The sequence below is a fragment of the Paenarthrobacter sp. NPDC092416 genome, assembly GCF_044755025.1.
Classification (GTDB): Bacteria; Actinomycetota; Actinomycetes; order Actinomycetales; family Micrococcaceae; genus Arthrobacter.
In genome coordinates this window covers 66,609-93,072 of sequence record NZ_JBIVQG010000009.1, presented here as the reverse complement: position 1 = coordinate 93,072, position 26,464 = coordinate 66,609, and the positions used below count along the sequence as shown (strand labels likewise).

Below are 26,464 nucleotides of genomic sequence, written 5' to 3'. Positions count from 1 at the left end.
TTGTCATTGAAGCACCAGCGTTGAATTCAGCATGAAACCAAGTAGATTTGCTTCATGATCGATATCTCAGCATTGCGGGCTTTGGTCGCCGTGGAACAGCATGGATCGGTGGTGGCCGCGTCCGAGGTGATGGGATACAGCCCATCGGCGGTTTCGCAGCAGATCAAGAAGTTGGAAAAACAGACCGGCGTGGCCGTGCTCGAGCGCAATGGCCGGGGCGTCCTGCTCACCGAACGTGGCCTGGCATTGGCCGGCTATGGCCGACGGATCATGGGTGAACTCGAGGAATTGCAGGCGACACTCCTTGCTGATCCGAAGAAGCCGTCGGGGCTGCTGCGGCTGGTGGCATTTTCAACGGCCTGCCGCGGTCTGGTGGGCCCGATGCTGGGGCGCATTGCCTCGGCCGACTCGGCTCTTGAAATCACTGTTGTGGCGGAAGATCCCCGCGAAGCAGTCCAACGGGTTGCCTCGGGCGAGGCAGAGCTGGCCGTGGTCCATAACTGGAACTCAGTCCCGCTGGTGATCCCGGAGAACCTGACGCACGAGGCCCTCTGCCTCGACCAAGCTGACGTCCTCGTCAACAGCACCCATGCGCTTGCCGGGCGCGCCGCCGTCGAACGCGAAGATCTACTGGACGAAACCTGGGTGAGTACGCCCGCGGGAGCAATTTGCAATGAAGCTTTGCTGCAGATCTTCGCAGGATTGGCACGGGTCCCCGATATCCGCGTCTACGATCCCGATTTCTCCACCCACATTGCCATGGTGGAACAGAACGTCGCCGTGGCGCTGGTGCCGCGACTTGGCCGCCCTCCGCTGCCGCCCGCCGTCGTGGCCGTTCCCGTCATCAACCCTGTTCAGCAACGAGCCGTCGGCATCGTTTACCGTAAAACAATGACGGCCAGCCCCAACATCCGGCACGCGATTCGTCTGCTGCGCGAGGTGGCAGCCGAGCACGAGCTGGCCCTGCCGCAGGGTTGACGAAAGTCACACTCTGGAACATTCGACACCCTTCGCGAGGTTAGCTTAGGCTAACCTTACAAATCACCTGCGCTGCCAAGAGCGCAGCCGTCGAATCGTTGAAGGGGTCTGAACTATGGAAGCGATCCTCTTTCCCACGGACATGAACAACCACCACACCTATGGCCTGGCCAGCTACATCATGATCGACGACGGACTCTATCCGAGCGCGCACAATCGCCGTGATCCATACGCCCTCCCGGCCTTCGATATCCGCGGCCAATGGGTCTACCCCAGCCGGTACAACGAGCACCTGTCGCCGCAGTTGCCCGTCTACATGTTCGACGGCGAGTATCTGATCGCGACGGGGCACGGCGAGGAAACTGCAGGCCTGCCCGTCTTTGAAATCCGCTGCATGTGCATGCCGCAACTGGCACCGGGAGACTCAAGCGACAGCCATTTCGGCTAGTGGCGCGGCACCTTGAAATGAGTAATCCGGGCATCCTGCCCGTCCAGTTCCGCCCACGACTTCTCGGTCTCCATTACCGTCAACGCACTCGTTGGGTAGCGGGTGGCAGCGTCCATGTAGGCGTCGTGATCGGAGTCGCGGGAAGCAAGGTGCATTGCCAGGTCCTGGACGCCGGGCATGTGCGAGATGACCATGAGCGTGGTGACGGTATCAGGAACGTGATTGATGACCGTCAGCATGCGGTTCGCCGAGGCGGCGTAGAGTCCGTCCTCAAGCTTCGGCGTCGGCGCCTTGTCCCCCAGTTCGTCGCACACCCACGTGCACGTTTGCCGGGTGCGCAGCGCCGATGAGCAAAGGATGAAGTCCGGGACAACCCCGTGCTTGAGTAACCACTTACCAGCCAACGGGGCTTCACGATGACCACGTTCCTCAAGCGGACGCTCATGATCGGGCACACCCAAGGGCCAATCTGCCTTGGCATGGCGCATGATCACCAGGCGCTTGATGTGATGGTCACTCATACCCCAAGCCTATCCGCCCCCAACGCCGCGGAGGCCAATACACGCGACCACACACCGAAGCCGAAGGCAGGCGCCGAGGGATCGTGCCGCCTCCCGGCCGCGGAGCGCAAAGACTAAATCGAGTATTCCGGAGCGGCCCAGACGATGACCTCGGGGTGCTCGTAGAAGCGGTAGCCCTGGCCGCGAACCGTACGGACGGTGTTGGCGAGGCGACCCAGCTTCGAGCGGAGGCGGCGGATGTGGACGTCAATGGTGCGCTCGTTGGGCACTTCCTCGGCGTTGCGCCACAGGCCTTCGAGCAGTTCGTCGCGGCCCACAGTGCGCGTGCCGTTCTCGACGAGGTAGTTGAGCAGTTCGAATTCCTTGAACGTGAGGTTCAGGGATTCGCCATCGAGGTGGACTTCGCGGCGGGCAAGGTCGATGAGCACGCCGGACGGGCGGGCTTCCTGCTGAGGTGCCGGGCGGGTTGCTTCGGCGCGCTGGCGGGCGGCCACGGTGGGGTCACCGAAAGTGGAACGTACGACGTCGAGCGCGGACCCGGGTGCCCCGGCCGGCGCAACGGCGACGGCGGCGTAGCTCTCGGCACCGGTCACGAGGGACTGTGCGTAGGCCCGGATTTCCTGGGCGAGCTTGGCAATGGACGTGCCGGCAGCGGCCGCGGTTTCTTCGTCGATGCCCATGTAGAGCACGAAGCCGCGGGCCACGTTGTCATTGGCAACGGGACGCAGGCGTTCGGACTGGGCAATGACGGGAGTCGGCGCCGTCATGGGTGCCGGTTCGTTGGCGGGAACGGCGCGCAACTGGCCATACGAGTTGGGGTTGTAGCCCTGCGGCACATAGCCGGGGGCTTGCTGGCCATTGCCCGGAGCGGCCGGCGCATAGCCGGGACGGTTGCCGAAGCCGGGGCGGAGCCCTGCGTTTGAAGCGGCCTTGTTGGCGTTACGGACGGAGATGTGGACGTATCCGGATGCAACTGACATGGATTGCTTACCTCAAAAGTGAATAGCCGTCATCGCGGCTTCGAATGCTGGTTGTCCCCGCAATGAGTTTGGGGAGGGGCGCCCAACGTTGGGCTAGGGGGCGAATGCCTGAAACTTCTTGGGGTGGAAAGTTAGGCTTGCATTCGACAACAGCGGGTCTCATCGCCAGCGGGTGCGCTGGGCCAGATTGCTGCGGCTGCAGGTGCTGTTGAGTTCTTGTTCACATTGGAAGTGTGCAACGTAACAATGCCAACACGCAAGTAACAAAGCGCCAAACCGTCCACATTTTGAGACACAAGGCACTATTGTGCTGCAGATCACAATTCAGGGTCCGGTAAAAATGAACGTCATTTCATTCGGATTTGGCCAGAAATATTCGTTGTTCTGTGAACTTTCTTCGGCTCATAGGGCATGATGTCCACTTTGATTCCCGCCGGGCAGCGAACAGCGGAATCTCACGATCTGAAACACTTGCTGTCCAGTCGCAACCGTGTACGATCTCGATTTTTTGCCCCAAAATCTGCTACAAGACGTAGAAACTACGCTCCACGAACATGTGGACGTCGCAGGCGCACCTGCAATCCCATCCCGCGTCCAGTCCAGCAAGTCCTGAATGAGGCGTCGCGTGCGGCGGCCAACCTATTCGTTACGATGCGGCCCCCAGCCCGGACGTTGAGCCCTGCCCGGATGTCGTAGTGCTCGTGAGCCGGATGGACTCCGCGGTGTAGGTGTCGCCATTCTTGGCGGCTGTCACACGGATGGTGGAACCCGCCTTCACATCGGCCAGGCTGAGCGTGGTGGCGGGCGTGCCGCTACGCTGTCGGCTACCTTGGGCAACCGTTGTATCGTCAGTCAGCGCGTAGGTGCGAGTGAATCCGTCCTCGCTCTTGAGGGTCACAGAGTCCGATGAGATCTCCGCAACGACGCCCAGTTGGTCGACCATTGTCACGTATTGCTGTTCACGGAGGATGACGTACTCCGAATGGATGGCCGCGCTAAGGCCGCCTGCCATGCCTAACCCGTCAGGAGCCATGCCGCCCATTTGGCCCGGTGGCGCCTGCCCCAGACCGTTGCCTTGGCCCGGTGCCACTTGTCCCTGCTGGCCGCCGAGCCCACCGGCTCCGGTTTGGTCCAGCGGAACGTTGGCGGCATCCGCTGATCCGGCACTGCCCAGTGAATAGAATCCCGCAGCCGTTCCGGCGGCAACCACCACTGCAACGCCCGCCACGATCAGCGTCCGCTTCATGGTCCAGCGCTGGGGCTGTCCGGGCTGCGGAACTCCGGGCTGTTGACCGCCCGACGGCGGCGCTCCCCACCCAGCCGACGGTTGGACTCCGAGGGGCTGGGGTCCGTCCGATTGGCTCCACGCCCACGATGAACCGGGGCCGGGCGCTGGTGGTTGCCCGGCAGTTGTTGACTGCCCTGCTCCAAGGGCTTGGCCTTGAGGTTCCGGCGCAACAGGCTGCGGCACCGGAAGCGTCGCCGGCGTCGGCGTCGGCGTCGGCGTCGGGGAACCTTGCGGCATGGAGGGACGGTTTTGCTCGTTCATGATCTTCTCCGTAGGGATTGCTTGTCCTTGTACGACCCAGCGTCCGGGCCCTTGCTGTGCTGGGGCTGTGTTGAGGAGAAGTTGCTCCTGTGACCTGTGGATACGCGTGTTTCCCTGCGCCCACCTCGCTGATATGAGTTGAGTTAGCCTTCCCAAACGCCTCCGGAGATGTCAGGACGGGTGTATCAGGTTCCTTTCAGGGGGCCGCGGTTCTTCCGTTGCTTCCTTCTGGTTTCGGAGGTGGTTGGTGTGAGTGTTCAGTCTGTTCTGCCTGGTGGCGTGCCTGTTGTGGTCGCTGTTGATGTCGGTAAGACCGCGGTGGCTTTGTCGGTCACCGATGCGGGTCGGCACCGTTTGTTGGGCCCGGTGGATTTCCAGATGACCGGTCCCGGTGTGGAAGCAGTGCTGGCGCTTATCCGCTCTCGGCTGGCCGGGTCCAATGTGCCGGTGAGAGTCGGGATCGAAGCCGCGGGGCATTACCATCGACCGCTGCTGTCTGGGTCCGTATGGCCTGCAGGATGGCAGGTGCTCGAGCTCAATCCCGCGCACGTGGCCGAGCAGAGACGGGTACAGGGACGCCGAAGAATCAAAACTGATGCCCTGGACCTGGAAGCGATCACCGAATTGGTGCTGGCAGGCCGTGGCATACCTGTCATCCCTTATGCGACCGTGATCGGTGAACTTGGTGCATGGGCGGCCCACAGGACCCGCCGGGTGCTGACCCGGACGGCGACAAAGAATCAGTTGCTGGGCCAGTTGGACCGGGCCTTCCCAGGGCTGACGCTGGCTCTGCCGGATGTGCTCGGAACCAAGGTGGGAAGGCTCATCGCGGCCGAATTTGCTGACCCGAAGCGGCTCGCGGCGCTGGGTGCTGGCCGCTTCGTGCGGTTCGCCGCCAACCGGGGCCTGCAAGTGCGCCGCCCTCTGGCTGAGCGGCTGGTCCAAGCCGCCAACGACGCACTAAAGACGACCGACGCTGCGGTGGCACGGGAGGTTCTTGCTGCTGATCTGCTGCTGTTGGAAGAACTCAGCTCACAAATCACCGCGGCCGAGGCCCAGTTCGCCAGGTTATTGCCGCTGAGTCCGTTCGCGACCCTGACGACAACACCTGGGTGGGGTTTGGTCCGGGCCGGGAACTACGGAGGAGCTTTGGGAGACCCTGCCCGTTGGCCTGGCCCGTCCCAGATTTACCGGGCCTCTGGATTATCTCCGGCCCAGTACGAATCGGCCGGCAAACGGCGCGACGGCACGATCAGCAGGGAAGGCAGCGTGGCCCTGCGTCGGGCCCTGATCGACCTTGGTATCGGGTTATGGCTGGCCGACAACCCCAGCCGGGCGTACGCCGCCAGCCTGAAGGAACGGGGCAAACAGGGCGGAATCATTGCCTGCGCGATGGCCCACCGGGCCAACAAGATCGCCTACGCCATGGTCCGGGACCACGCAGCCTACGACCCCTCCCGCTGGGCGTGACCACCCTGCACCGCGGCCTTTCCAGAGGGGGGTACCGGCGAATCCTGTCGGTCGGCTCGGCAAGCGGTCAACGTGGAGCGCCCGGAGCGCAGCGAGGACGAACGACGTTGACAGTGAAGAGCCGGTCACAGATCATTTCTGCGCGGCCCCTGCAAGACCCAAGGTCAACGAATCGAAAGGGGTTTACCACCCGTCCTTCACAACATAGAACAGCGGTGAGACGCTGGAACCGACGAAGGACCGGACCAGACACCGACCTCGCTATGGCGGACACCTACACGTTACGCCGGGACTAGCATGGTGCCCGGTCCTTCGCCCCGACTCCACAGCCCGAACGACGCCAGATGACCCGGGGCCCCAACGCCTCGAGGTCGCATAAGTCAGCGTGGACGCGGACCGGAAACAACGCCGGCCCAGCCACCCAAACCGCTCCCATACACCCCCCAAACACCCTCCGACACAGGGCGTGCATCATTGTGCCCAAACGCGAGGTTGACAAGACCCATAGCCAGCTAGTGTTGAACTCACAGCGTGCTCACAGGATCGGCAAAGCGCCGGCAAACCAGCAGAATGGAGAGTTGTCCCATGGCCTCCTCGCACTCCATGACAAACAACCTTCCCCAGCTCTCCCACCCGGACGGCACACCCATCCGCGCCTTGGTGGTGGACGACGAACCCAGCCTTGCCGAGCTCATGAGCATGGGCCTGCGAATGGCGGGATGGTCCGTGGCCGTTGCCGGCGACGGGCCGGAGGCCGTGAAGCTGGCCAAGGATTTCCGTCCCGATGTCCTGGTGTTGGACGTGATGCTGCCCGGTTTTGATGGCGTGGAAGTCCTCAACCGGATCCGTGCTTTCGCCCCGGAAGTTCCGGCCCTGTTCCTGACGGCAAAGGACGCCGTCCAGGACCGCATTGTTGGACTTGCAGCCGGGGGCGATGACTACGTCACCAAACCATTCAGCATGGAGGAAGTCCTGCTGCGTCTCCACCGCTTGGTACAACGCTCCGGAGTTGCCGCCATGGACACCGCGGAACTTGTTGTGGGCGACCTCACCCTGAACGTGGACACCCGGGAAGTGACGCGCGCAGGTGAAGACATCCCGCTCACTGCAACACAGTTTGAGCTGTTGCGCTACCTCATGGAGAACCCGAAACGAGTCGTCAGCAAAGCCCAGATCCTGGACCGTGTGTGGGATTACGACTTCGGCGGCCAGGCGAACATCGTGGAACTCTACATCTCCTACCTGCGCAAGAAGATTGAAGCCAACCACCCGCCTATGATTCACACTGTTCGTGGTGCCGGGTACGTCATCAAGCCTGCGGACTGAGCCTTGACCACACTTTCAGGAGTAGCCCGGAAGACCCAACGGAGCTGGCTCAACCCTTCCACGTGGCACCTGCGCACCCGTTTGGTGCTCGTAGCCATGGCTTTGCTCGTTGCCATCTGCGGCGCGGTTGGCCTGGTCAGCTACGCCTCCATGGATCTGTTCCTCAACAAGCAACTCGACTCCCAGCTGGAGCAGGCGTCCCGCCGAGCGAATGACTTCGGCAGGCCGCCGTCGAACTTTCCCTCGACCGGACGGCCCGATCCCCTGGAGGCGCGCGGTCAGGGTGCGGGGACGCTCAACGCGCGGATCGACGGTTCGACAGTTAGCAGCTCGGGCCTTATCGATGCCGCCGGCAACCGCGCCGCGCTCTCCACGGAAGACAAACAGGTCCTGTTGTCCCTCCCGCGGGACAACAGGCCCGTGGACCGTTCACTCTCAAACGGCGATTACCGGCTGGTTGCTGTCGAGACTGCCTACGGCGACGTGATTGTTACTGGCCTGCCGCTTTCGGATAAACAAAGCACCGAGGCCTCGCTGGTGTGGACCATGGTGTTCGTTTCGTTGGGCGGACTGGTGCTGATCGGCCTCGCCGGAACCGTTGTGATCCGCCGGACCATGCGGCCGCTGGAACAGCTCTCCGAGGTCGCCACGAAGGTTTCACGACTGCCCCTCGACGCCGGTGAGGTGGCACTCGCGGTGCGGGTACCGGCGTCGGCGTCGCATCCCGGCACCGAGGTGGGCAGCGTTGGCCATGCCCTGAACCAGATGCTCAACAACGTCTCCAGCGCCCTGGAAGCCCGGCAGGAAAGCGAGACCAAAGTCCGTCAGTTCGTCGCGGACGCTTCGCACGAGCTCCGGACCCCGCTGACCGCCATTCGCGGTTACACCGAGTTGCTCCGCATGACCGAGAACTTCACCGACGATGGACGGAAGTCGCTGGCCCGGGTACAAAGCCAGTCCGAGCGCATGACCACCCTGGTTGAAGACCTTCTGCTGCTGGCAAGGCTTGACGAGGGCCAGCCCTTGAAGGTGGGAGACGTGGACCTGACGCAACTGGTGATCGAGACCGTGAGCGACGAAAAGGTCATGGCTCCGGACCACATCTGGCAATTGCAGTTGCCTGACGAGCCTGTCACGGTGCGCGGCGATTCGGCGCAGTTGCATCAAGTGCTGGCAAACCTTCTGTCCAACGCCCGCAAACATACCGAGGCCGGCACCACCGTGGTCACGGGTGTCATGCTCTCTGCAGACGGCAGCGCAGTAGTCACGGTGACCGACAACGGACCTGGCATTCCTGCCGATTTCCAGGGCCGGATCTTCTCGCGTTTTGCCCGTGCTGACGTGGCAAGATCGGGGTCGGAAGGGACCTCTGGGCTAGGCCTTTCCATTGTGGAGTCCATCGTCGAGGCACACGGCGGAAGCGTCGAGGTTACGTCCAAGCCAGGACGTACAGAATTCGCCCTTCGCCTCCCCACAGTAGCCAACCAGCACATATAACGAATCAGGCAAGGCGACGCACCGGCCTCGTGATCTCTGTTACCTAAATGTGACTTAAGCCAAAACCTCCTGTACCGTCGAAAGGGTGGGTCGCCCCTAACTGACCCACACCCGGGATGCGCCGAGCTCTGCCACTTCCCGGAGTTCCGTTCTCATTCGAGGCAGAGACGGGGGACCCAGAGTCTCCGGGCCAGGCATTTTTGCCGCCCTTGGGGTGAAGCCGCAGCTACACGCGCGGCCGGATGACCTCATCCGAACCCGACAGCTAACTCCGCAGGCGCTGAGAGGTAATCACACATGTCTGAATTCAAGGATCAGACGCGCCATTCCGCGCGTCACCGCGACGAACACCATGCTCCCCTGACCAAGTCACAGACCGTTCTGAAGAACGCCGCACGCCAAGGCAAGTCCGGACACCGCATGTCGGTTGTCGCCGGCGTCGTAGCTGCCGCTTTGGGTGTCGCTTCGCTTGGGCAAGCTGCCAGCGCGTTCAATGCGCCGGAGATCAGCCAGGTGTCCTCCACCCAGGCCAACGCCCAAATCGATAGCCGGGCCCAGGAAAATGCCGCTGCTGAAGCCGCAGCTCAGGCCGAAGCAGCACAGCAGGCCGCTGCTGAGAAGGCCACTGCCGCTAAGGCCGCCGCAGAAAAGGCCGCCGCTGACCAGGCCGCAGCCGCTAAGGCCGCCGCAGAAAAGGCGGCCGCTGACCAGGCCGCAGCGGAGAAGGCTGCCGCAGAGCAGGCCGCCGCGGCCAAGGCTGCCGAAGCTGCCGCCGCAGCGGCAGCTGCCGCTCCCAAGGCAGTGGACGATCCCGCAGCCGCGAAGGCATACGCCGCGAGCATTCTGGCCAACTATGGTTGGGGCTCGGGCGAAATGACAGCCCTGAACACCCTCTGGGAGAAGGAATCCAACTGGAAGACCACTGCGCTGAACACCTCCAGCGGCGCTTACGGCATCGTTCAGTCGCTGCCGGCCTCCAAGATGGCCACCGCCGGCGCTGACTGGGAGACCAACTACCAGACGCAGATCAAGTGGGGCTTGAACTACATCAAGGAACGCTACGGCTCCCCTTCGGCCGCCCTGGCCTTCCACTTGGCAAACAACTGGTACTAAGCCGGCACCAGCTTGGAGGTTTGAGCCCACCCCAGCGGGCTCAACTCGCCGCACAGCCTGACAGCCGCTCCGGTTCCCGCCGTCCGCACCAGTACCAACTGGTGCGGACGGCGGGAAACGGGGCGGCTTTCGCGTTGTCCAACACGGCCAGGCACACGCCCCCAGTTACACAGTCGCATCACAGCTTCCGCCTAAAGCCCTCAAATTTGGCGGCCGCACGCTGGATTCATGACGCTCACAGATCCCGCCACCAGCGCACTGCCGAACCCCGCCCATGCGGGGCGCTTCGCTGCCCCGGCTGTGCCACTGCGGCAGCCGCGGCGCTCTCCCGTGGATACCCGGACCACGGTGCCGGTCCTGGATGTCACGATTCCGGTCTACAACGAGGAAACCGACCTCGAGGAGTGCCTGCGGCGTCTGCACGGGCATTTGGTGGACTCATTCCCACATTCCTTCCGGATCACGGTGGCGGACAACGCGAGCACAGACAACACGCTGAAGATCGCTGAACGGCTGGCACGCGAACTGCCCGAACTGGCGGTCATGCACTTCGACGAGAAGGGCCGCGGCAACGCCTTGCGCCAAGTCTGGCTGGCGTCGTCATCACCCGTGTTGGCTTACATGGACGTGGACCTCTCCACCGATTTGGCAGCACTCGCTCCGCTGCTGGCGCCGCTGATCTCCGGGCATTCAGACCTGGCAATCGGCACACGCCTGGCTCGGACAGCCCGGGTGGTCCGTGGGCCCAAGCGCGAATTCGTGTCCCGCGGCTACAACATCCTGCTGCACACCCTCTTGGGCGCCCGGTTCTCAGACGCGCAATGCGGCTTCAAGGCGATCCGCGCCGACGTCGCGCACAGGATCCTGCCGCACACCACGGACAAGTCCTGGTTCTTCGATACCGAACTCTTGGTGGTCGCTGAGCGCTGCGGTTTGCGCGTTCACGAAGTCCCGGTGGACTGGACCGACGATCCCAACTCAAGCGTCGACGTCGTACGAACCGCCCTGGCAGACCTGCGCGGCATGGCGCGCCTCACCCGGGACCTGGTCAGCGGCCACATCCCTGTTCCCGAGCTTCGAGCCGCTTTAGCCCGCGGCCCGTTGCCGGCGTCGTCACGCACTTCAGAGTTGACCCCGCGCAGCAGCTTGTTCGGGCAACTGGTCCGATTCGGCGCCATCGGCGCGGTGTCCACGGTAGCGTACCTCCTGATTTTCCTTTTCTGCCGGGGATTCCTGGACCCGCAGCTGGCCAACTTCCTGGCACTCATGATCACCGCGATCGCCAACACGGCCGCCAACCGCCGCTTCACCTTTGGCATCCAGGGCGGCAACGCCGTGCGGCACCACTTCGAGGGGCTGATCGTGTTCGGGATCGGGCTCGCACTCACCTCGGGCGCGCTCGCCCTGGTGCATGGAAGTACGACGCCGGACCGATGGCTTGAGGTGGCGACTGTAGTTGGCGCGAACCTCGCCGCCACAGTTGCCCGGTTCCTGCTGTTCCGGCTGTGGGTTTTCCGTCGGCCGGAGTCGGAGGCGGTTGCCAAGTGAACACCACACTCTTGCCCGCTGACTCCGCTGCAACCTCCACGGCACGAGCCGCAAGCCCCACCGACGGACGGGCACGCTTCCAGCGCCTGGCCTTCGGCGCGCAGCCCCGTTGGGTTCGGCCCTCCGCTTTTGTGCTTTTGGTGGCCACGGCGTTCCTCTACCTCTGGAACCTGGCGGCAACCGGGTACGCCAATTCCTTCTATGCGGCAGCCGTCCAAGCAGGCACCAAGGACTGGACCGCCCTGCTCTTCGGCTCGCTCGACGCCGGCAACGCCATCACGGTGGACAAGCCGCCCGCATCCCTGTGGATCCCGGCCTTGGCAGGCCGGATCTTCGGCTTCTCCCCCACCAGCATGTTGGTGCCGCAGGCACTTATGGGCGTGGCCGCCGTCGGGCTCCTGTATCTCACGGTCAAGCGAGTCTCCGGCCCGGCAGCGGGTCTGATCGCCGGCGGTGCCCTCGCCCTGACTCCAGTGGCGGCGCTGATGTTCCGCTTCAACAACCCGGACGCGATGCTCACACTGTGCCTCGTCCTGGCCGCTTACCTGACCACCCGCGCGATCGAAAAGGCCGGTTGGAAGTGGCTGGCCGCCGCCGGTGCAGTGATCGGGTTGGCTTTCCTGACCAAAATGCTGCAAGGGTTCCTGATCGTCCCCGCAATCGGCCTGGCGTACCTCTGGGCCGCTCCCACAAGCCTGCGCAACCGGATCCTGCATTTGCTCGCTGCGGCCGCCGGGATTGTGGCGGTTGCCGGTGCCTACATTGCGCTCTTCCAACTGACCCCGGCGTCGGACCGGCCATACATGGCGGGCTCCGAAAGCAACAGTTTCCTCGAGCTGACGTTTGGCTACAACGGCTTGGGCAGGATTACCGGCTCCGGCGAAGGCGGCGCAGGCGGAGGCATGCCCGGTGGCGGAATGGGAGGAGGCGGCAACACTGGATTCGGCGGTGCCGCCGGCCTCGGCCGCATGTTCGGCACCAGCTTTGGCGGCGAAATCTCCTGGCTCCTCCCGGCGGCGTTGATCCTGCTCGTTGCCGGGCTCTGGTTCACCCGGCGGGAAGTCCGGACATCGGGCAACCGTGCGGCTCTGGTGATGTGGGGCGGCTGGCTGCTGGTGACCGCAGGCATCTTCAGCTTCATGAGTGGCATCGTGCACCCCTACTACGCCGTGGCGTTGGCCCCTGCCATCGCGGCACTGGTGGGGATCGGCAGCGTTGAACTTTGGCGCGGCAGGGCTCACTGGCCTGCGCGCATCGTCCTCGCCTCCGTGGTTTTGGGGACATCGATCTGGTCTGCCGTGCTGCTGGGGCGCGATGCTTCGTGGATGCCTTGGCTGCGGACTGCCGTGGTGGTGCTTGGTGCGCTCGCGGCCGTTGCCCTGCTGCTGCGTTTGGACTTGCGTCGAATGGGCCAGGGCGGCCGGTTGCGGCACCTGCCTTCCGCTGCAGTCATCATCGTCTCGCTACTGGCCAGCGGACTCGGCACCACCGCCTGGACTCTCGCCACGGCCGCCACTCCCCATTCAGGTTCCATCCCGACGTCGGGACCCACCGGAGCGGCGACCGGCGGTTTGCGTGCCAGGGCGGGGCTCGGTGGCACAGCCGGGCTCGGCGAGGCCCCGACGGGGCCCGGTGGCACAGCGGGCGCCCCGGATTCACAGGCGGGCTCCTCGGGAATCCCAGGTTCACCAGCCATCCAAGGTGGCCCGGAAGGCGAAGGCACGACGAACGCCGAGTTGGCTGCGCTGCTGAAATCCACCACCACCAAGTGGTCCGCAATAGTCTCCGGCGCAACCCAGGCAGCGAGCTTGGAGCTTGCCACCGACACGAATGTGATTGCTTTGGGCGGTTGGAACGGCGGTGACCCCTACCCCACTCTTGCCCAGTTCCAGAAAATGGTAGACAACGGCCAGATCAGCTATTTCATAGCAAGTGGCGGCATGGGCGGCGGTGGCATGGGCGGCGGTGGAGGCAACTCCGACGTCGCGGCATGGGTAGCCGCCAACTACCAAGCCCAGATTGTGGGCGGCTCGACGATCTACAAGTTGGCGGGCTAAGCATGACGACCTATTTCAGGCCGCGCACCGACCCTCTGACCGGCGTCCCGGCAGATCCATCGGCGAGCGCCGTTGCCCGTCACCAAATGGCCGGACACCTCAGGCATCGACTGGAACTGGCCCTTGCCCTGCTGGGCACGGCGGCCCTCTATCTGTGGGGCTTGGGGACCTCAGGTTGGGCCAATGCCTTCTACTCCGCTGCGGCTCAAGCAGGTTCACAGGACTGGACGGCCTGGTTCTTCGGTTCCTCCGACGCCGCCAACTCCATTACCGTGGACAAGCCGCCGGCAGCACTGTGGATCACGGGCCTGTCTGTGCGCTTGTTCGGGCTGAGTTCGTGGAGCATCCTGGTGCCGCAGGCCCTCATGGGTGTGGCCACGGCCTGGATCCTCTACCTTGCCGTCCGACGTTCAGCCCTTCCTGCCACAGGCAGCGCACGCTTGGCGCATCGTGCGGGATTGTTGGCAGCCACGATCCTGGCGCTCACGCCGGTGGCCACGCTGATGTTCCGGTTCAACAACCCCGACGCCCTGCTGGTGCTCCTCATGACCGCTGCAGGTTATGCGGTGCTCCGGGCGATTCAGGACAACCGGCTCCGGTGGTTGGTGCTCGCCGGCGTCTTCCTGGGCTTCGGTTTCCTGACCAAACAGCTGCAAGTCCTCCTGGTGGTCCCGGGCTTTGCGCTCGCATACCTGATGACGGCGTCGCCCAAGCTTGGCCGTCGGATCCTTCACCTGCTCGCTGCGGGCGGGGTGATGGTGGCGTCGGCTGGGTGGTGGATTGCCGTCGTCGAACTCGTCCCTGCTCAGCTACGCCCGTACATCGGCGGCTCGCAGGACAACTCGGTCCTGGAGCTGACCTTCGGCTACAACGGACTGGGCCGGCTCAACGGCGAAGAAACCGGCAGCGTGGGCGGCGGTGGCAACGGCTGGGGCGACCCCGGACTGTTCCGCATGTTCGGCACGGAGTTCGGCGGACAGATCGCGTGGCTCATTCCGTCAGCGTTGATCCTGGGCGGTGCACTCCTGTGGCTGGGCCGCCGTTCGCCGCGTACCGACGCCATTCGCGCCTCGGTCATTGTGTGGGGTTCCTGGTTGGTGGTGACGGGTCTGGTGTTCAGTTTCATGCAGGGCATCATCCACCCGTATTACGCGGTGGCTTTGGCCCCGGGAATCGCGGGCGTGGCGGGGCTGGGCGGCGTGGTGCTGTGGCAGCGGAGAGCGCAAGTGCCGGTTGCCGTTTTGCTCGGCTCCGCCGTTGTGGCGGCGGGCCTGACAGCGTTCACCATCCTCGGCCGAACCCCGAGCTTCCTCCCATGGCTGCGGTGGACTGTTCTGCTGGGTGCCGTCGTGGCTGGACTCGCGGTTTCGCTGGCCGGCCGTTGGCGGTCAGGCGTGCTGACGCGGACGACGGCGGGAATCGCCGTGGTGGCGTCGCTCGCCGGTCCGCTGGCGTACTCGGTGGCCACGGCTTCCGTTCCGCACACCGGGGCCATAGTCAGCGCAGGACCTGCCGCTGCTGCCGGGTTTGGCGTCGCGCTTGGTGGGAACGGGACACCACCAGGCATCCGACGGCCGGGCACTACCCCTGGCGGAACTCAACAGGGCACCACGGGCGGCCCGGCTGGAGGCCAGGGTGCGGGCGGCATGGGTGGGTTGCTCAACGCAGCCACGCCGTCGTCCGAACTGGTGACCGCGCTCAAAGCCGACGCCTACCACTACACCTGGGCGGCCGCCGTCGTGGGTTCCAACAATGCCGCCGGCTACCAGCTGGCCACGGGCCTGCCGGTCATGGCGGTCGGTGGATTCAACGGCACGGACCCCTCACCGACGCTGGCTCAATTCCAGCAACTCGTGGCGGACGGGAAGATCCACTACTTCATCGCCAGCCGGGTCATGCAGGGCAACGGCGGGTCCGACGCCGCCGCCGAAATCGCTGCCTGGGTGGCTGCCAATTACGACCCCCAGATCATCGGCGGGACCACGGTCTACGAGTTACCGGGGTGATTCTCTGTCGCACCATTTTCCGCCGCGCGCCCCTGTAACCCTGTAACTACGGGTGCGCTCGGCGCGAAGCGATGCAGCGTCGGAAGACTTTCAGCTCCCAAGGACGCAACCCGAGCGAAGGCACCGCCGGATAGTTTCCCAGCACCTGCTCGGCGTGTGCCCACGAGTCATCGCCGATTGCTGCGGCTACGTCCGAACCTGAGAAGTTGCCGAGGACCAGCATCTCCATCCCGGCGAGCGAGCGAATGAACGCATAGATGCACTCGTCCTCGGGCAGGAGCATGGTGAAGTCCCCCTGTGACACCACAGGGTCCTTGTGGCGAAGTTCGATCAATCGCCGGTAGAAGTGGAAGACCGATCCGGGGTCGCTGATTTGGGTCTCGGCATTGATCTGCACGGCATTGGGATTGACGCCCATCCACGGTAAGCCGGTGGAGAAGCCGGCATCGGCCGTGGCGTTCCAGTGGAACGGAGTGCGGGCATTGTCGCGGTTCAAGGGTTTCAGGGCAGCGAGGACTTCGGCATCGTTTTGGGCGCCGTGTGTGGTGGCTTCCCGGTGATAGTTGAGGGCTTCGATGTCGCGGTGCTCGCTGATCAGGTCGAAGTCCATGTTGGTCATGCCCAGTTCCTCGCCCTGGTACACGTATGGCGTGCCCCGGTGCAGGTGCAGTACACCGGCCAACATTTTCGCTGACTGCTCTCGGTAGTTGCCGTCGTCGCCAAAGCGGGACACTGCGCGGGCGGAATCGTGATTTCCCCAAAAAAGGCTGTTCCAGCCGCCGTCGGCCAAGCCCTCCTGCCAACGCCCAAGGGACGCCTTGAGATCCGTGAGCCGCAGCACCTTGGGCAGCCATTTGTTGCCGCCCTCCATGTCCAGTGTCATGTGGTCGAACTGGAAAATCATGTCCAGTTCCTTGCGAGCGGAATCTGTAAACAAGACCGCGTCCTCTATGCTCACCCCCGGCATCTCGCCGACCGTGAGCATTTGGCCCGAGCGGTGTTCGAAGACTTTTCGATGAATTTCCTGCAGGAACTCGTGTACGCGCGGCCCGCCGACGTAGTGCGGGCTTCCATCCGCGTAGCGGCTCGTTGGGTCCTTCAAACCGTCGGGCAGGTCCGGATCCTTGGAAATGAAATTGATGACATCCATCCGGAAACCGTCCACACCCCGGTCCAACCACCAATTCATCATTTCGTGGATGGCGTCACGAACGTCAGGATTCTCCCAATTCAGGTCCGGCTGCTTTTTTGAGAAAAGGTGCAGATAATACTGACCGGTCTTTTGGTCGAATTCCCATGCCGGCCCGGAGAATGCCGAACCCCAGTTGTTGGGCTCGGCTCCAACGTTTCCTGTTGATGCGTCACCGGACCCTGACCGCCACCAGTACCAATCGCGTTTTGGGTTCTCCAGGCTGGAGCGCGATTCCACGAACCATGGGTGCTCATCCGAGGTGTGGTTGACCACGAGGTCCATGATGAGTTTGATACCCCGCAGGTGCAGGCCGTCGATCAAGGTGTCCATGTCCTGAAGAGATCCAAAGACAGGATCGATGTCACGGTAATCGCTGATGTCATAGCCATTGTCATCCTGGGGCGAAACGTAGACGGGGCAGAGCCAAAGGACGTCCACACCCAGAGCGTGGAGATAGTCGAGTTTGCCGATGATGCCTTGCAAGTCGCCCACGCCGTCGCCATTCGAATCGCAAAAACTACGGGGATAGACCTGGTACACCACTGCACTCTTGAACCAACCCGGATCCGGAGCGGAAGCGTTGCCCGAGGCATCGTGACCATGAGGGGCTGCTGTCGGTGTTCCTGCGTCAGGGGTGCATTCAGAGACCATCGGAACATCCTAGGCGACCCCCTTGCCGGATCTATCAGCAATAGTGGACGCCTTGACTTAGTCCAACTGAACCGGTTTACTTACAAACAACTGAACCGGTAAAGTGATGCCGGTCACCCAATGAAGAATCGAGGCGCAATGGCCGTAACCATCAACGATGTCGCGAGTGCAGCCGGCGTCAGCAAGGGCGCTGTCTCGTACGCGTTGAACGGCCAACCGGGCGTCAGTGAAGGCACCCGGGCACGGATTCTCCAAGTTGCCAAGGAGTTGGGATGGAAGCCGAGCATCCGGGCCAAGGGGTTGTCCTCGTCCAAGGCTTATGCGTTGGGCCTTGTGGTTGCCCGCGACGCGAAACTACTCAGCACAGACCCGTTCTTCCCGGCCTTTATCGCAGGGATTGAAACCACGTTGGTAGAGCATCAGTACACCCTGGTCCTGTCCATCGCTTCCGGACCCGAAACAGAGGAGCAAAGCTACCGAAAGCTCGCTGAGGACGGCCGCGTTGACGGGGTCATCCTCACCGACATGCGGAACGACGATTCCCGTATTGCCTTGCTCGGCGAACTGGGCCTGCCCGCCGTCACACTTAACCGTCCCGAAGCGCACTCGCCTTTTCCCGCAGTCTGCATGGACGATACTGACGGCATTACCTCCGCCGTGGAACATCTGATCTCGCTGGGGCACTCCCGCATTGCGCACGTCGGCGGCCCCCAGAACTACATTCACAGCCGCAGCCGACGTGGGGCCTGGTCAAAGACCCTCGAAGCAGCAGGACTCAAGGATGACCTTTTCATTGAAGCGGACTTCACCGCTGCCAGCGGCGCAGCAGCCACCGATTCCCTCCTCAGCCGCCAAGACCGGCCGACCGCCATTGTCTATGCCAACGACCTCATGGCCATCGCCGGACAATCATTGGCCCAAACGCGGGGATTCACCGTTCCGGCGGACTTGTCCATCACTGGCTACGACAACACCGAAATCACCCAATATCTAAATCCGCCACTGACCACGATTGCGGCCGATCCGCTGTTGTGGGGACAAGCCGCGGCGGAGTTGCTGCTCAAGTATCTCAATGGAACCCCGGCCGAGGACATCCTGCTGCCGGCCCCACGGTTACTGGTCCGCGGATCCACGGGTCCCGTCAGGTCCGCAGCCTAAACGGCCCGGGCAGCTGGGCTCATCAACGCCGGCACCTGATGTGGCGTGCTTCCCGCCTTGCGGGGACCAGGCAACAAACGCACCAACCATTTTCAATCTAGGAGTTGCAATGAAGCACGGAAAAACCTCGATGCGAATAGTGTCTTTGGCAGCCTTGGCGGTGCTGGGAGCCACCATGGCCGGCTGCGGAGGCGGTGCAACAAGCAACAGCGCCGATGCTGCAGCCTCAGCCAAGGGACCCATCAAGATCTGGTACTCCAACAACGAGTTCGAGGTGAAATGGGGCAAGGCCATGGTGGAGTCGTGGAACGCGAGCCACCCGGACGAAAAGATCGACGCCCAAGAGATCCCTGCCGGCAAATCTTCCGAGGAAGTCATCGGAGCAGCCATCACAGCAGGCAACGCCCCGTGCCTGGTCTTTAACACCGCCCCCGTGGCCGTACCGCAGTTCCAGAAGCAGGGCGGCCTTGTCGCCTTGGACAAGTTCCCTGATGGCGCCCAGTACATCAAGGACCGAACTGGCGATCTCGCGGACCAGTACAAGTCCGCCGATGGCAAGACGTATCAGATGCCGTGGAAGTCCAACCCCGTAGTCCTCTTCTACAACAAGGACCTCTTCCAGAAAGCCGGACTCGATCCGGAAAACCCCAAGCTGGCAACACAGGACGAATTCCTGGACACGGCGCGCACGCTGGTGAAATCCGGCGCAGTGGCCAACGCTGTGTGGCCATCCCCCGCGAGCGACTTTTTCCAGTCCTGGTTCGATTTCTACCCTTTCTATGCTGCAGCCTCCGGGGGAGCACCCTTGGTGAAGGACGGCAAAGCCACGTTCGACGATGAGACCGGGAAACAAGTAGCCGGGATGTTCGAGACTCTGTACAAGGAAAAGCTGGCTTCCAGCGAGGTTTACCAGGGCGACTCCTTCGGCGAAGGCAAGGCGGCCATCTCCCTGGCCGGACCGTGGGCCATCAACTACTACCAGGGCAAGGTCAATTGGGGCACCGCCCCTGTTCCCGGGTCCAAGGCCCAGGATGACGGTTACACCTTCTCCGACGCCAAGAACGTGGGAATGTACTCTGCCTGCAAGAACCAGGGCACAGCTTGGGAAGTTTTGAAGTTCGCCACAAGCCAGGATCAGGACGGCAAGCTGCTGACCGATACCGGGCAGATGCCGATGCGCAAGGACCTGACCACGGCCTACCCGGACTACTTCGCCAAGAACCCTGCCTACAAGCAGTTTGCCGAGCAGGCGGCCCGGACCGTTGAGGTTCCGAATGTGGCCAACTCTGTAGAGATCTGGTCCACCTTCCGCACCGCCTATGCCAAGTCCGTCATCTTCGGCAATGAGAGCATTGATGCCTCATTCAAAGGCGCGGCAGAGAAGATCAACCAACTGGCAGCCCAGAAGTAGCTGGTGGTTCCCATGCCACTTCGCTCTTCAGAAAGCACATCCGTGAAAGGGAAGGCCGATGGGCGCATGGGGGCCCGGCGGCTGCGGCGCAGGAGTATCCTGGGTCGACAGCCGCTGGGGTTGCTGTTCAGCGCACCCTACGTGATTTTCATCCTTGCTGTACTGGCCTACCCCTTGGGGTACGCGGTCTATATTTCCTTCCACGACTTCTTCTTCACCGCCCCCGGTGTACCTGTGGACCGTCCGTTTGTGGGCTTGGAAAACTACGTCACGGTGTTGTCAGATCCAGCCGTCCAGCGATCATTTGCCAACATCGGCGTGTTCATGGTCATCAACGTTCCCCTGACCGTGGGGTTGTCGCTGGTCCTGGCCAACGCTTTGAACCGGGTCACCCGGCTCAAGACTTTTTTCCGCGTCAGCTACTACGTCCCTTATGTCACGGCGAGCGTAGCCGTGGTTGGCGTCTGGCTGTTCCTGTTCCAGCAAAACGGCCTGGTGAACTCCTTGCTTGGGCCGCTCGCTCCGCAGCCGTCCTGGCTGGTCAACTCCTGGCTCGCCATGCCCACGGTTGCCCTGTACGTGACGTGGAAGCAACTGGGATTCTTCATTCTGCTCTATCTGGCTGCGCTGCAGAACATCCCCGACGAGCTCTACGAATCCGCGTCCGTTGACGGTGCGAACAAGTGGAGCCAGTTCTGGAATGTGACGGTCCCTGGCGTACGTTCCGCCAGCGTGCTGGTCACGCTCCTGGCCACCATTACCGGTGCCAATCTGTTCACCGAGCCGTATCTGCTCACCGGCGGCGGCGGTCCTGACGGTGCTTCCACATCGCCGGTCTTCCTGATGTACCAAAAGGGCATCCTCCAGGGGAATCCCGATGTAGCTGCGGCTTTGGGCGTAGTGCTGGTGATCGGCGTGCTGCTGATTGCCTTGATTCAGAAACGCCTTGTGGGCGGGAAGGAGGCCTGACGTGTCTGTGGTCAGCTCCAGCAACCGAACAAACGACGACGACGGCCAGCGGCTTGGACCTTCACCTTCAGTACCGGGGCGCTCCGCTCTGGAAAAGCGCAAGGGCCTCGGGGCCGGCAACTTTATCCTGCTGGCCATCGGAGCGTTCGTCTTCCTCTTTCCCTTCTACTACATGCTCATCGGCTCCCTGCAAAGTTCGCCGGACACCTCCGTGGCGGGAGCATTCCCGAATCCGGCCAACCTCACCGGAGAGAACTACAACAGCATCAACGGCTCCATCGACCTCCTCCGGGGCCTGGTCAACTCAGGGATTTTCACCGGCGGCGTCATCTTCTTCACCGTGGTGTTCGGGCTGTTGGTGGGCTACGCGCTGGCGCAGCTGCAGTTCCGTGGCCGTGGCGTGGTGTTCGGCATGATGCTCCTGGTCCAAATGATCCCGTTCCAGCTGTTGCTCATCCCGCTGTACGTCATGATTGTGCGCGACTACGGCCTCGCGGACAGCTACCTCGGGATGATCCTGCCCTTCGCCATCAATTCCACGGCAGTCTTCGTGTTCCGCCAATACTTCATGCAGCTGCCATCAACCCTGTTCGAAGCTGCAAGGATCGACGGCGCATCCGAACTCCGGATCCTGTGGCAGATTGCCATTCCGTTGGTCCGCCCTGCGATCGTCACGGCCATCCTGCTGACGTTCATCGGTCCATGGAACGAATTCCTCTGGCCGTTCCTGGTGACCAAGGACCAGTCCATCCAGCCGTTGGCCGTGTCCCTCGCCAACTACATCTCCAACGTGGCAGCGACGGCTTCAAACCCGTTCGGCGCCATCCTTGCAGGCGCCTGTGTCCTCGCTGCACCCGCGATCGCACTGTTCATTTTCTTCCAGCGCCAATTCATTTCCAGCAACATCGGTTCAAGCGTAAAGGGCTAACCTCTCATGACTTCCTCTCCAACAGCACTACCTACCGTCCCGTTCACCCTCACGCGCGCGGGGGTCATCATGACCCCTGAAGACGGCAATGACTTTGAAGCCGAAGGTGTGCTCAACCCAGCCAGTGGCCGCGGTCCTGATGGCGAGCTTTACCTCCTGCCCCGCCTCGTTGCCAAAGGCAATGTCTCCCGGGTGGGCCTTGCGAAAGTGATCATCGACGCTGACGGCGTCCCAACCGGCGTCGAACGCCAAGGCGTTGTCCTGGCTCCCGACGAAGGGTGGGAACGCGGCCTGAACAATGCAGGCACCGAGGACCCGCGCACCACTTGGGTGCCCACTTTGGGCAAGCACCTGATGACGTATGTCGCGTACGGGCCGTTGGGGCCGCGCCTGGCTTTCGCCCACTCCGAGGATCTGCGCAGCTGGGAACGCTTGGGCCCGTGTTTCTTTGAGTACAAAGCCGAGCTGTCCATGGACCTGAACCTGTTTCCCAACAAGGACGCTGTGTTCTTCCCGGAGCCAGTCAACGACCCCGACGGCGTGCCCTCCTTTGCCATGCTTCACCGGCCCATGTGGGATCTTGGCTGGATCCGCGAAGGCGAGGGCGAGCACCTTCCGGCCGGGATCACGGACAACCGACCCGGCATCTGGATCTCCTATGTGGCCGTGGAAGATGTCCGGAAGGACCTGCGGAACCTGGTCCACATGGGCAAACACAAACTTGTGGCATTGAGCGAGTATCCGTTCGAGGAGCTCAAGATTGGCGGCGGACCCGCGCCGATCCGTGTGGAGGAAGGATGGCTTGTCATCCACCACGGAGTAGCAGGGAAGATCGCTGCCTCCGCCTTCGAACAACAGCAGAACGTCAACTACACGGCTGCTGCCATGATCCTGGACGCCGATGATCCCTCACGCGTCATCGCCCGCAGCGACAAACCGCTCCTTGCCCCCGAAACCGAAGATGAGATCTCGGGCATCGTACCCAACGTCGTCTTCCCTACCGCAATCGAAAAAATCGGCGATCAACTGTTCGTCTTCTACGGCATGGCTGATTCGAAGATCGGCGTGGCCAAGCTCGACCGCGTATGACAACAGGCAGGTGGCCGAAGCGTCCAGCCTCGGCCACCTGCGTTCCATCCCACACCACCAGGAGAAGCATGACCTGCACAACTGTTCGTTCGAAGCCGTTCTCCAAGCCCTCGGCTGTCGCTGCAGCTCTGTCACTGCTCATGGTGGGAGTGGGCACCGGACCCGCTGCGGCAGACCCGCCGGCCGTGGCAACGCCCGCGGCCCCGATATCCACGCCACTCACGAATCTGGCGCATCTCGATTTCCTGCTGGATACGGTCCCGCTGAATCCTGTGGAAGGGCACACCACGTACGGCCTGGACACCCAACCGACGGCACAGGCCCCGTGGACGTATGCAGACAGGAACGCGGATGGCAGCTATCGGCGCGTCGGCGGCGGTTCGATCGACCCCGCCACGGGGTACTGGACCCAAGGCGCTTACAACGCGGACGACATTGCCCGCACCGCCGTCGTCTACTTGCGGCACTGGCAGCAGACCGGAGACACCGCCAGCCGCGAACACGCCTTCCAAACTCTGCGCTCTTTGACGTACCTGCAGACCACCACCGGCCCCAATGCGGGCAACGTGGTGCTGTGGCAGCAGACAGACGGCACACTGACGCCCAGTGCCACGCCCGTTGAATTGCCCGACCCGTCCGATTCGGCTGAATCCTACTGGCTCGCCCGAACCGTGTGGGCCCTCGGCGAAGGATATGCGGCCTTCGAATCGGCCGATCCCGACTTCGCGGGATTCCTGCAGGGTCGTCTGCACCTGGCACTTGAGTCCTTGAACAAGCAGTCCTTGGGAAGATACGGCAGTTACGACGTTGCGGACGGCACCAAGGTTCCCGCTTGGCTGATCGCCGGCGGGGCGGATGCCTCGGCGGAAGCCGTGCTTGGCCTTTCCGCGTACTCCCAGGCGGAACCCAGTGACGGAATGGCCACTGCGGCCCTGACCCGTCTCAGCGAAGGCATCGCTGAAATGTCCTCCGGTTCCGTGGATCGTTGGCCCTTCGGTGCCATCATGCCGTGGAACAAGTCGCAGACGCTCTGGCACGCATGGGGAGGCATGGCGCCGGCCGCCGTCGCGACCGCCTCGACGGTGCTCCATCGCGAGGACCTTTTGGCTGCCGCCGTCAAGGACACGGCCCAGTTCACTCCGCAGCTGTTGGCAGCGGGCGGACCTGACAATGCTTGGAGCCCGACGCCGGGCGAGGCACAGATTGCCTACGGCGTGGACTCCCGCGTCCAGAGCCTGGTGGCAACAGCCAAGGCGGGCGACGCTCCCGGTCTCCTGGACGTTGCAGCCGTGACCGCCGGCTGGTTCTTTGGAGCCAACCGCAGCAACTCCCCTGCCTACAATCCAGCGACGGGAACCGCCGTCGACGGCATTGAACGCGACGGACGCGTCAACCCGAATTCCGGCGCCGAATCAACCATCCACGCGCTGCTCACCATGCTGGCCCTGGACGCCAATCCAACGCTGAAGACGAAAGCTTTGGGCATCAACAAGACCGTCAGCACCAACGGCATCAGCGTGGTGGAGGCCGAGTCGGGCAGCATCGCGGGCTCCGGCTCAGTGGTTAAACCTGCTTCAGCCTGGACCGGGGAAGCAAACTATTCCGGAGGTGCATACGTGGCACTGGAGCCTGGAGCGTCATTGAGCATCCAAGTGCCTGGCGCTGATCAAGAACGTAACGTCTACCCGATCATCAACCAAGGCATGGCCCCGTCCGGGACCACGATCTGGGCGGCCGGCAAGGTACAACTTGGCGCGACGGCCAACGGTGGCGTAGGGGCCCAGGGCATCACCGAGGCTGCGGGCAAACTGTCCCCGCTCGCCCTCCACCAGAGCCTGCCGGCACGAGCCGACGAGGTTGTGGGCAAGACCAACGGGGCGGCATTGATTGACGCGCTCCTCATCCAGCCGCTGATCTCCTCCGTCTCCGTGACCGGATCGGCCGGAGACTCCACACTGTATGTCAGCGCTGCCAACGAAACCCTGGTCCAAAAAGTGGACGTGCCGCTGGGCTTCGTCATACAGCAGCAGGCCTATGATTCCTCCGGAAAATCCCTCGCCCCGAACCGAAACGCCCTGGGACTCGACAAATCCGGACGGGTCACCATCGCCCCGGGCGGTTTCACTGTGGTGCAGCTCGTCAGGAAGTAGCCCTACGGTTCGGGCTCGGCCTCCACAGCACGCCGGACCGCTTCCACCGAAGCTGCAACATCATCGGCATTGGTGGACCAGTTACTCACCGAAATCCGCAGGATGTCACGGCCACGCCACGCCGAACCCGACATCCACACGGCCCCTTCGGCCATGAGCCGCTGGGTGATTCGGCGGGTGCGCTCGTCGCTGCCGAAGCTGACGGAAACCTGTGTGAACACGACGTCGTTGAGGATTTCGACGCCGGGGATCGCAGCGAGTCCGTCGGCCAAGGCGCGGGCGTTGGCTGCGAGGCCTTCCACCATGGCGATGGTTCCCGCGCGGCCCAGTTGCCGGAGAGCCGCCCAGACTGGAATGCCGCGAGCGCGGCGGGACAGTTCGGGAACCTTCTCAAACGGGTCCCCCGGCCCCGCGTCTGTTGAAATGAAGTAGCTCGTGTGGATGCTGAAAGCCCGCCTGAGGGCCTCCGGGCTTGACACGATCGCCAAGCCGCAGTCGTAAGGAACATTGAGTGTTTTGTGGGCGTCAGTGGCCCAGGAATCGGCAAGTTCAACGCCGGCCAGGCGTTGACGCAAGCGCGGGCTCACCGCCGCCCACAATCCGAACGCTCCGTCCACGTGTACCCAGGCTCCGCGTTCATGGGCCACAGCAACAGCTTCGGTCATGGGATCAAAAGCGCCCGAGTGCAGGTTCCCTGCTTGCAGGCACACCAAGGATGGACCGGGCTGCTGGTCCATGGCTTCGGCGAGGGCCTCTGGCAGGATACGGCCTTGGTCATCAGCGTCAACGGGCACGCAGGCACCCAGCCCGAGATATCGGAGCGCCAAGTCAACGGCTGCGTGCCGTTCCCGTCCAGCGAAGGTGGTGATGCGGGGAGCGCCCGAGAGGCCTAAAGCCTGCAGATCCCACCCGGCTTCATCCATCAGGTATTGGCGCCCCGCTGCCAGCCCGGCAAAATTGGCCGTGGTGGCCCCCGTGGTGAATCCGACGTCGGCCGTTGCCGGCAAATGAAGCAAATCCAAGAGCCAGGCCGCAGCCGATTCCTCAATCGCAGCGGCCGCTGGAGTGGCGAATCGAAGACCGGCGTTTTGGTCCCACGCCGTGACGAGCCAATCGGCGGCCATTGCCGCCGGCAACGTCCCGCCCATGACCCAGCCGAAGAAGCGCCCGGACTGGATGGCCATCAGCCCGGGTTCGGCCAGCACAGCGAGCTCGTCCACCACGTCGGCCGCTTCAGTGGGCCCGTCAGGAAGGATCGATGCGAGACTGGCGGCGACTTGATCGGCGTCGACCTTTGGACGGACAGGCCGGTCGGGGACGGACGCCAGCCACTCCGTTGCGTGCACCATGGCCCGCTCCAATGCAGCACCGTACGCCTCCGGCAACGCAGACATGCGCACAGCCTACTCCGGCGGAACCGGAC

Annotated in this window: 20 protein-coding genes and 1 riboswitch; of the genes, 15 read left to right on the top strand and 5 right to left on the bottom strand. The window is 63.2% G+C overall.

Annotation, left to right across the window (positions count from 1 at the left end; all coding sequences use genetic code 11):
* Nucleotides 1-54 precede the first annotated feature (54 nt).
* Together ACIQC5_RS16800 and ACIQC5_RS16795 are read left to right on the top strand one after the other, a co-directional pair.
* Nucleotides 55-978, top strand: coding sequence for a LysR family transcriptional regulator (locus tag ACIQC5_RS16800; RefSeq protein ID WP_400284754.1), 924 nt, complete (start codon nucleotides 55-57; stop codon nucleotides 976-978).
* Between the two features lie 115 nt (nucleotides 979-1,093).
* Nucleotides 1,094-1,426: a hypothetical protein gene (locus ACIQC5_RS16795; protein WP_400284751.1), complete on the top strand. Its 333-nt coding sequence runs from the start codon at nucleotides 1,094-1,096 to the stop codon at nucleotides 1,424-1,426.
* Here the strand turns inward: ACIQC5_RS16795 and ACIQC5_RS16790 are convergent.
* The 3 genes from ACIQC5_RS16790 to ACIQC5_RS16780 form a co-directional block, all read right to left on the bottom strand.
* Complete coding sequence (locus tag ACIQC5_RS16790; protein WP_400284748.1) at nucleotides 1,423-1,947, bottom strand: SixA phosphatase family protein; 525 nt, start codon at nucleotides 1,945-1,947, stop codon at nucleotides 1,423-1,425. The two genes, ACIQC5_RS16795 and ACIQC5_RS16790, sit on opposite strands and share 4 nt — an antisense overlap.
* Nucleotides 1,948-2,060: 113 nt before the next feature.
* Nucleotides 2,061-2,927: a winged helix-turn-helix domain-containing protein gene (locus ACIQC5_RS16785; protein ID WP_400284745.1), complete on the bottom strand. Its 867-nt coding sequence runs from the start codon at nucleotides 2,925-2,927 to the stop codon at nucleotides 2,061-2,063.
* Nucleotides 2,928-3,573: 646 nt separating this feature from the next.
* On the bottom strand, nucleotides 3,574-4,476 hold the full coding sequence (locus tag ACIQC5_RS16780; RefSeq protein ID WP_400284743.1) for a hypothetical protein: 903 nt from the start codon (nucleotides 4,474-4,476) through the stop codon (nucleotides 3,574-3,576).
* Nucleotides 4,477-4,725: 249 nt separating this feature from the next.
* On the opposite strand from ACIQC5_RS16780, the gene ACIQC5_RS16775 reads away from it, so the two are divergent.
* The 7 genes from ACIQC5_RS16775 (at nucleotide 4,726) to ACIQC5_RS16745 (ending at nucleotide 15,493) form a co-directional block, all read left to right on the top strand.
* Complete coding sequence (locus ACIQC5_RS16775) at nucleotides 4,726-5,946, top strand: IS110 family transposase (RefSeq protein ID WP_400284740.1); 1,221 nt, start codon at nucleotides 4,726-4,728, stop codon at nucleotides 5,944-5,946.
* A gap of 585 nt (nucleotides 5,947-6,531) precedes the next feature.
* Nucleotides 6,532-7,272 (top strand): response regulator transcription factor, encoded by a 741-nt coding sequence (locus tag ACIQC5_RS16770; RefSeq protein WP_400284737.1) that lies wholly within the window; start codon nucleotides 6,532-6,534, stop codon nucleotides 7,270-7,272.
* Nucleotides 7,273-7,275: 3 nt separating this feature from the next.
* The gene (locus ACIQC5_RS16765; RefSeq protein WP_400284734.1) at nucleotides 7,276-8,769 is read left to right on the top strand and encodes an ATP-binding protein; all 1,494 of its coding nucleotides are present in this window, start codon (nucleotides 7,276-7,278) and stop codon (nucleotides 8,767-8,769) included.
* 109 nt (nucleotides 8,770-8,878) lie between these two features.
* Nucleotides 8,879-9,063, top strand: a riboswitch (cyclic di-AMP (ydaO/yuaA leader).
* 3 nt (nucleotides 9,064-9,066) lie between these two features.
* The gene (locus tag ACIQC5_RS16760) at nucleotides 9,067-9,882 is read left to right on the top strand and encodes a hypothetical protein (protein ID WP_400284731.1); all 816 of its coding nucleotides are present in this window, start codon (nucleotides 9,067-9,069) and stop codon (nucleotides 9,880-9,882) included.
* Nucleotides 9,883-10,110: 228 nt separating this feature from the next.
* The gene (locus tag ACIQC5_RS16755; RefSeq protein ID WP_400284728.1) at nucleotides 10,111-11,430 is read left to right on the top strand and encodes a glycosyltransferase; all 1,320 of its coding nucleotides are present in this window, start codon (nucleotides 10,111-10,113) and stop codon (nucleotides 11,428-11,430) included.
* Nucleotides 11,427-13,487 carry a glycosyltransferase family 39 protein gene (locus ACIQC5_RS16750; RefSeq protein ID WP_400284725.1) on the top strand — a complete coding sequence of 687 codons (2,061 nt, stop codon included), beginning with the start codon at nucleotides 11,427-11,429 and terminating at the stop codon, nucleotides 13,485-13,487. Before ACIQC5_RS16755 ends, ACIQC5_RS16750 begins: the two co-directional genes overlap by 4 nt.
* Nucleotides 13,488-13,489: 2 nt before the next feature.
* Entirely contained in the window at nucleotides 13,490-15,493 is a 2,004-nt protein-coding gene (locus tag ACIQC5_RS16745) for a glycosyltransferase family 39 protein (protein WP_400284722.1), read from the top strand.
* A gap of 46 nt (nucleotides 15,494-15,539) precedes the next feature.
* Here ACIQC5_RS16745 and ACIQC5_RS16740 read toward each other — a convergent pair whose 3' ends face one another.
* On the bottom strand, nucleotides 15,540-17,336 hold the full coding sequence (locus tag ACIQC5_RS16740; protein ID WP_400284719.1) for an alpha-glucosidase: 1,797 nt from the start codon (nucleotides 17,334-17,336) through the stop codon (nucleotides 15,540-15,542).
* Between the two features lie 138 nt (nucleotides 17,337-17,474).
* Here ACIQC5_RS16740 and ACIQC5_RS16735 point away from each other — a divergent pair, with 138 nt between their 5' ends.
* The 6 genes from ACIQC5_RS16735 to ACIQC5_RS16710 all read left to right on the top strand — a co-directional run bounded on the left by ACIQC5_RS16735 (nucleotide 17,475) and on the right by ACIQC5_RS16710 (nucleotide 25,041).
* Complete coding sequence (locus ACIQC5_RS16735; protein WP_400284716.1) at nucleotides 17,475-18,494, top strand: LacI family DNA-binding transcriptional regulator; 1,020 nt, start codon at nucleotides 17,475-17,477, stop codon at nucleotides 18,492-18,494.
* 109 nt (nucleotides 18,495-18,603) lie between these two features.
* Complete coding sequence (locus tag ACIQC5_RS16730; protein WP_400284713.1) at nucleotides 18,604-19,905, top strand: extracellular solute-binding protein; 1,302 nt, start codon at nucleotides 18,604-18,606, stop codon at nucleotides 19,903-19,905.
* A 66-nt stretch (nucleotides 19,906-19,971) separates the two neighbouring features.
* Nucleotides 19,972-20,874 (top strand): carbohydrate ABC transporter permease, encoded by a 903-nt coding sequence (locus tag ACIQC5_RS16725; RefSeq protein ID WP_400284969.1) that lies wholly within the window; start codon nucleotides 19,972-19,974, stop codon nucleotides 20,872-20,874.
* Nucleotides 20,875-21,046: 172 nt separating this feature from the next.
* Nucleotides 21,047-21,802 (top strand): carbohydrate ABC transporter permease, encoded by a 756-nt coding sequence (locus ACIQC5_RS16720; protein WP_400284967.1) that lies wholly within the window; start codon nucleotides 21,047-21,049, stop codon nucleotides 21,800-21,802.
* A gap of 6 nt (nucleotides 21,803-21,808) precedes the next feature.
* The gene (locus tag ACIQC5_RS16715) at nucleotides 21,809-22,891 is read left to right on the top strand and encodes a glycosidase (protein WP_400284710.1); all 1,083 of its coding nucleotides are present in this window, start codon (nucleotides 21,809-21,811) and stop codon (nucleotides 22,889-22,891) included.
* A gap of 68 nt (nucleotides 22,892-22,959) precedes the next feature.
* On the top strand, nucleotides 22,960-25,041 hold the full coding sequence (locus tag ACIQC5_RS16710; RefSeq protein ID WP_400284707.1) for a hypothetical protein: 2,082 nt from the start codon (nucleotides 22,960-22,962) through the stop codon (nucleotides 25,039-25,041).
* A 2-nt stretch (nucleotides 25,042-25,043) separates the two neighbouring features.
* Here ACIQC5_RS16710 and ACIQC5_RS16705 read toward each other — a convergent pair whose 3' ends face one another.
* Nucleotides 25,044-26,435, bottom strand: coding sequence for a pyridoxal phosphate-dependent decarboxylase family protein (locus ACIQC5_RS16705; protein WP_400284705.1), 1,392 nt, complete (start codon nucleotides 26,433-26,435; stop codon nucleotides 25,044-25,046).
* Nucleotides 26,436-26,464: the final 29 nt, after the last annotated feature.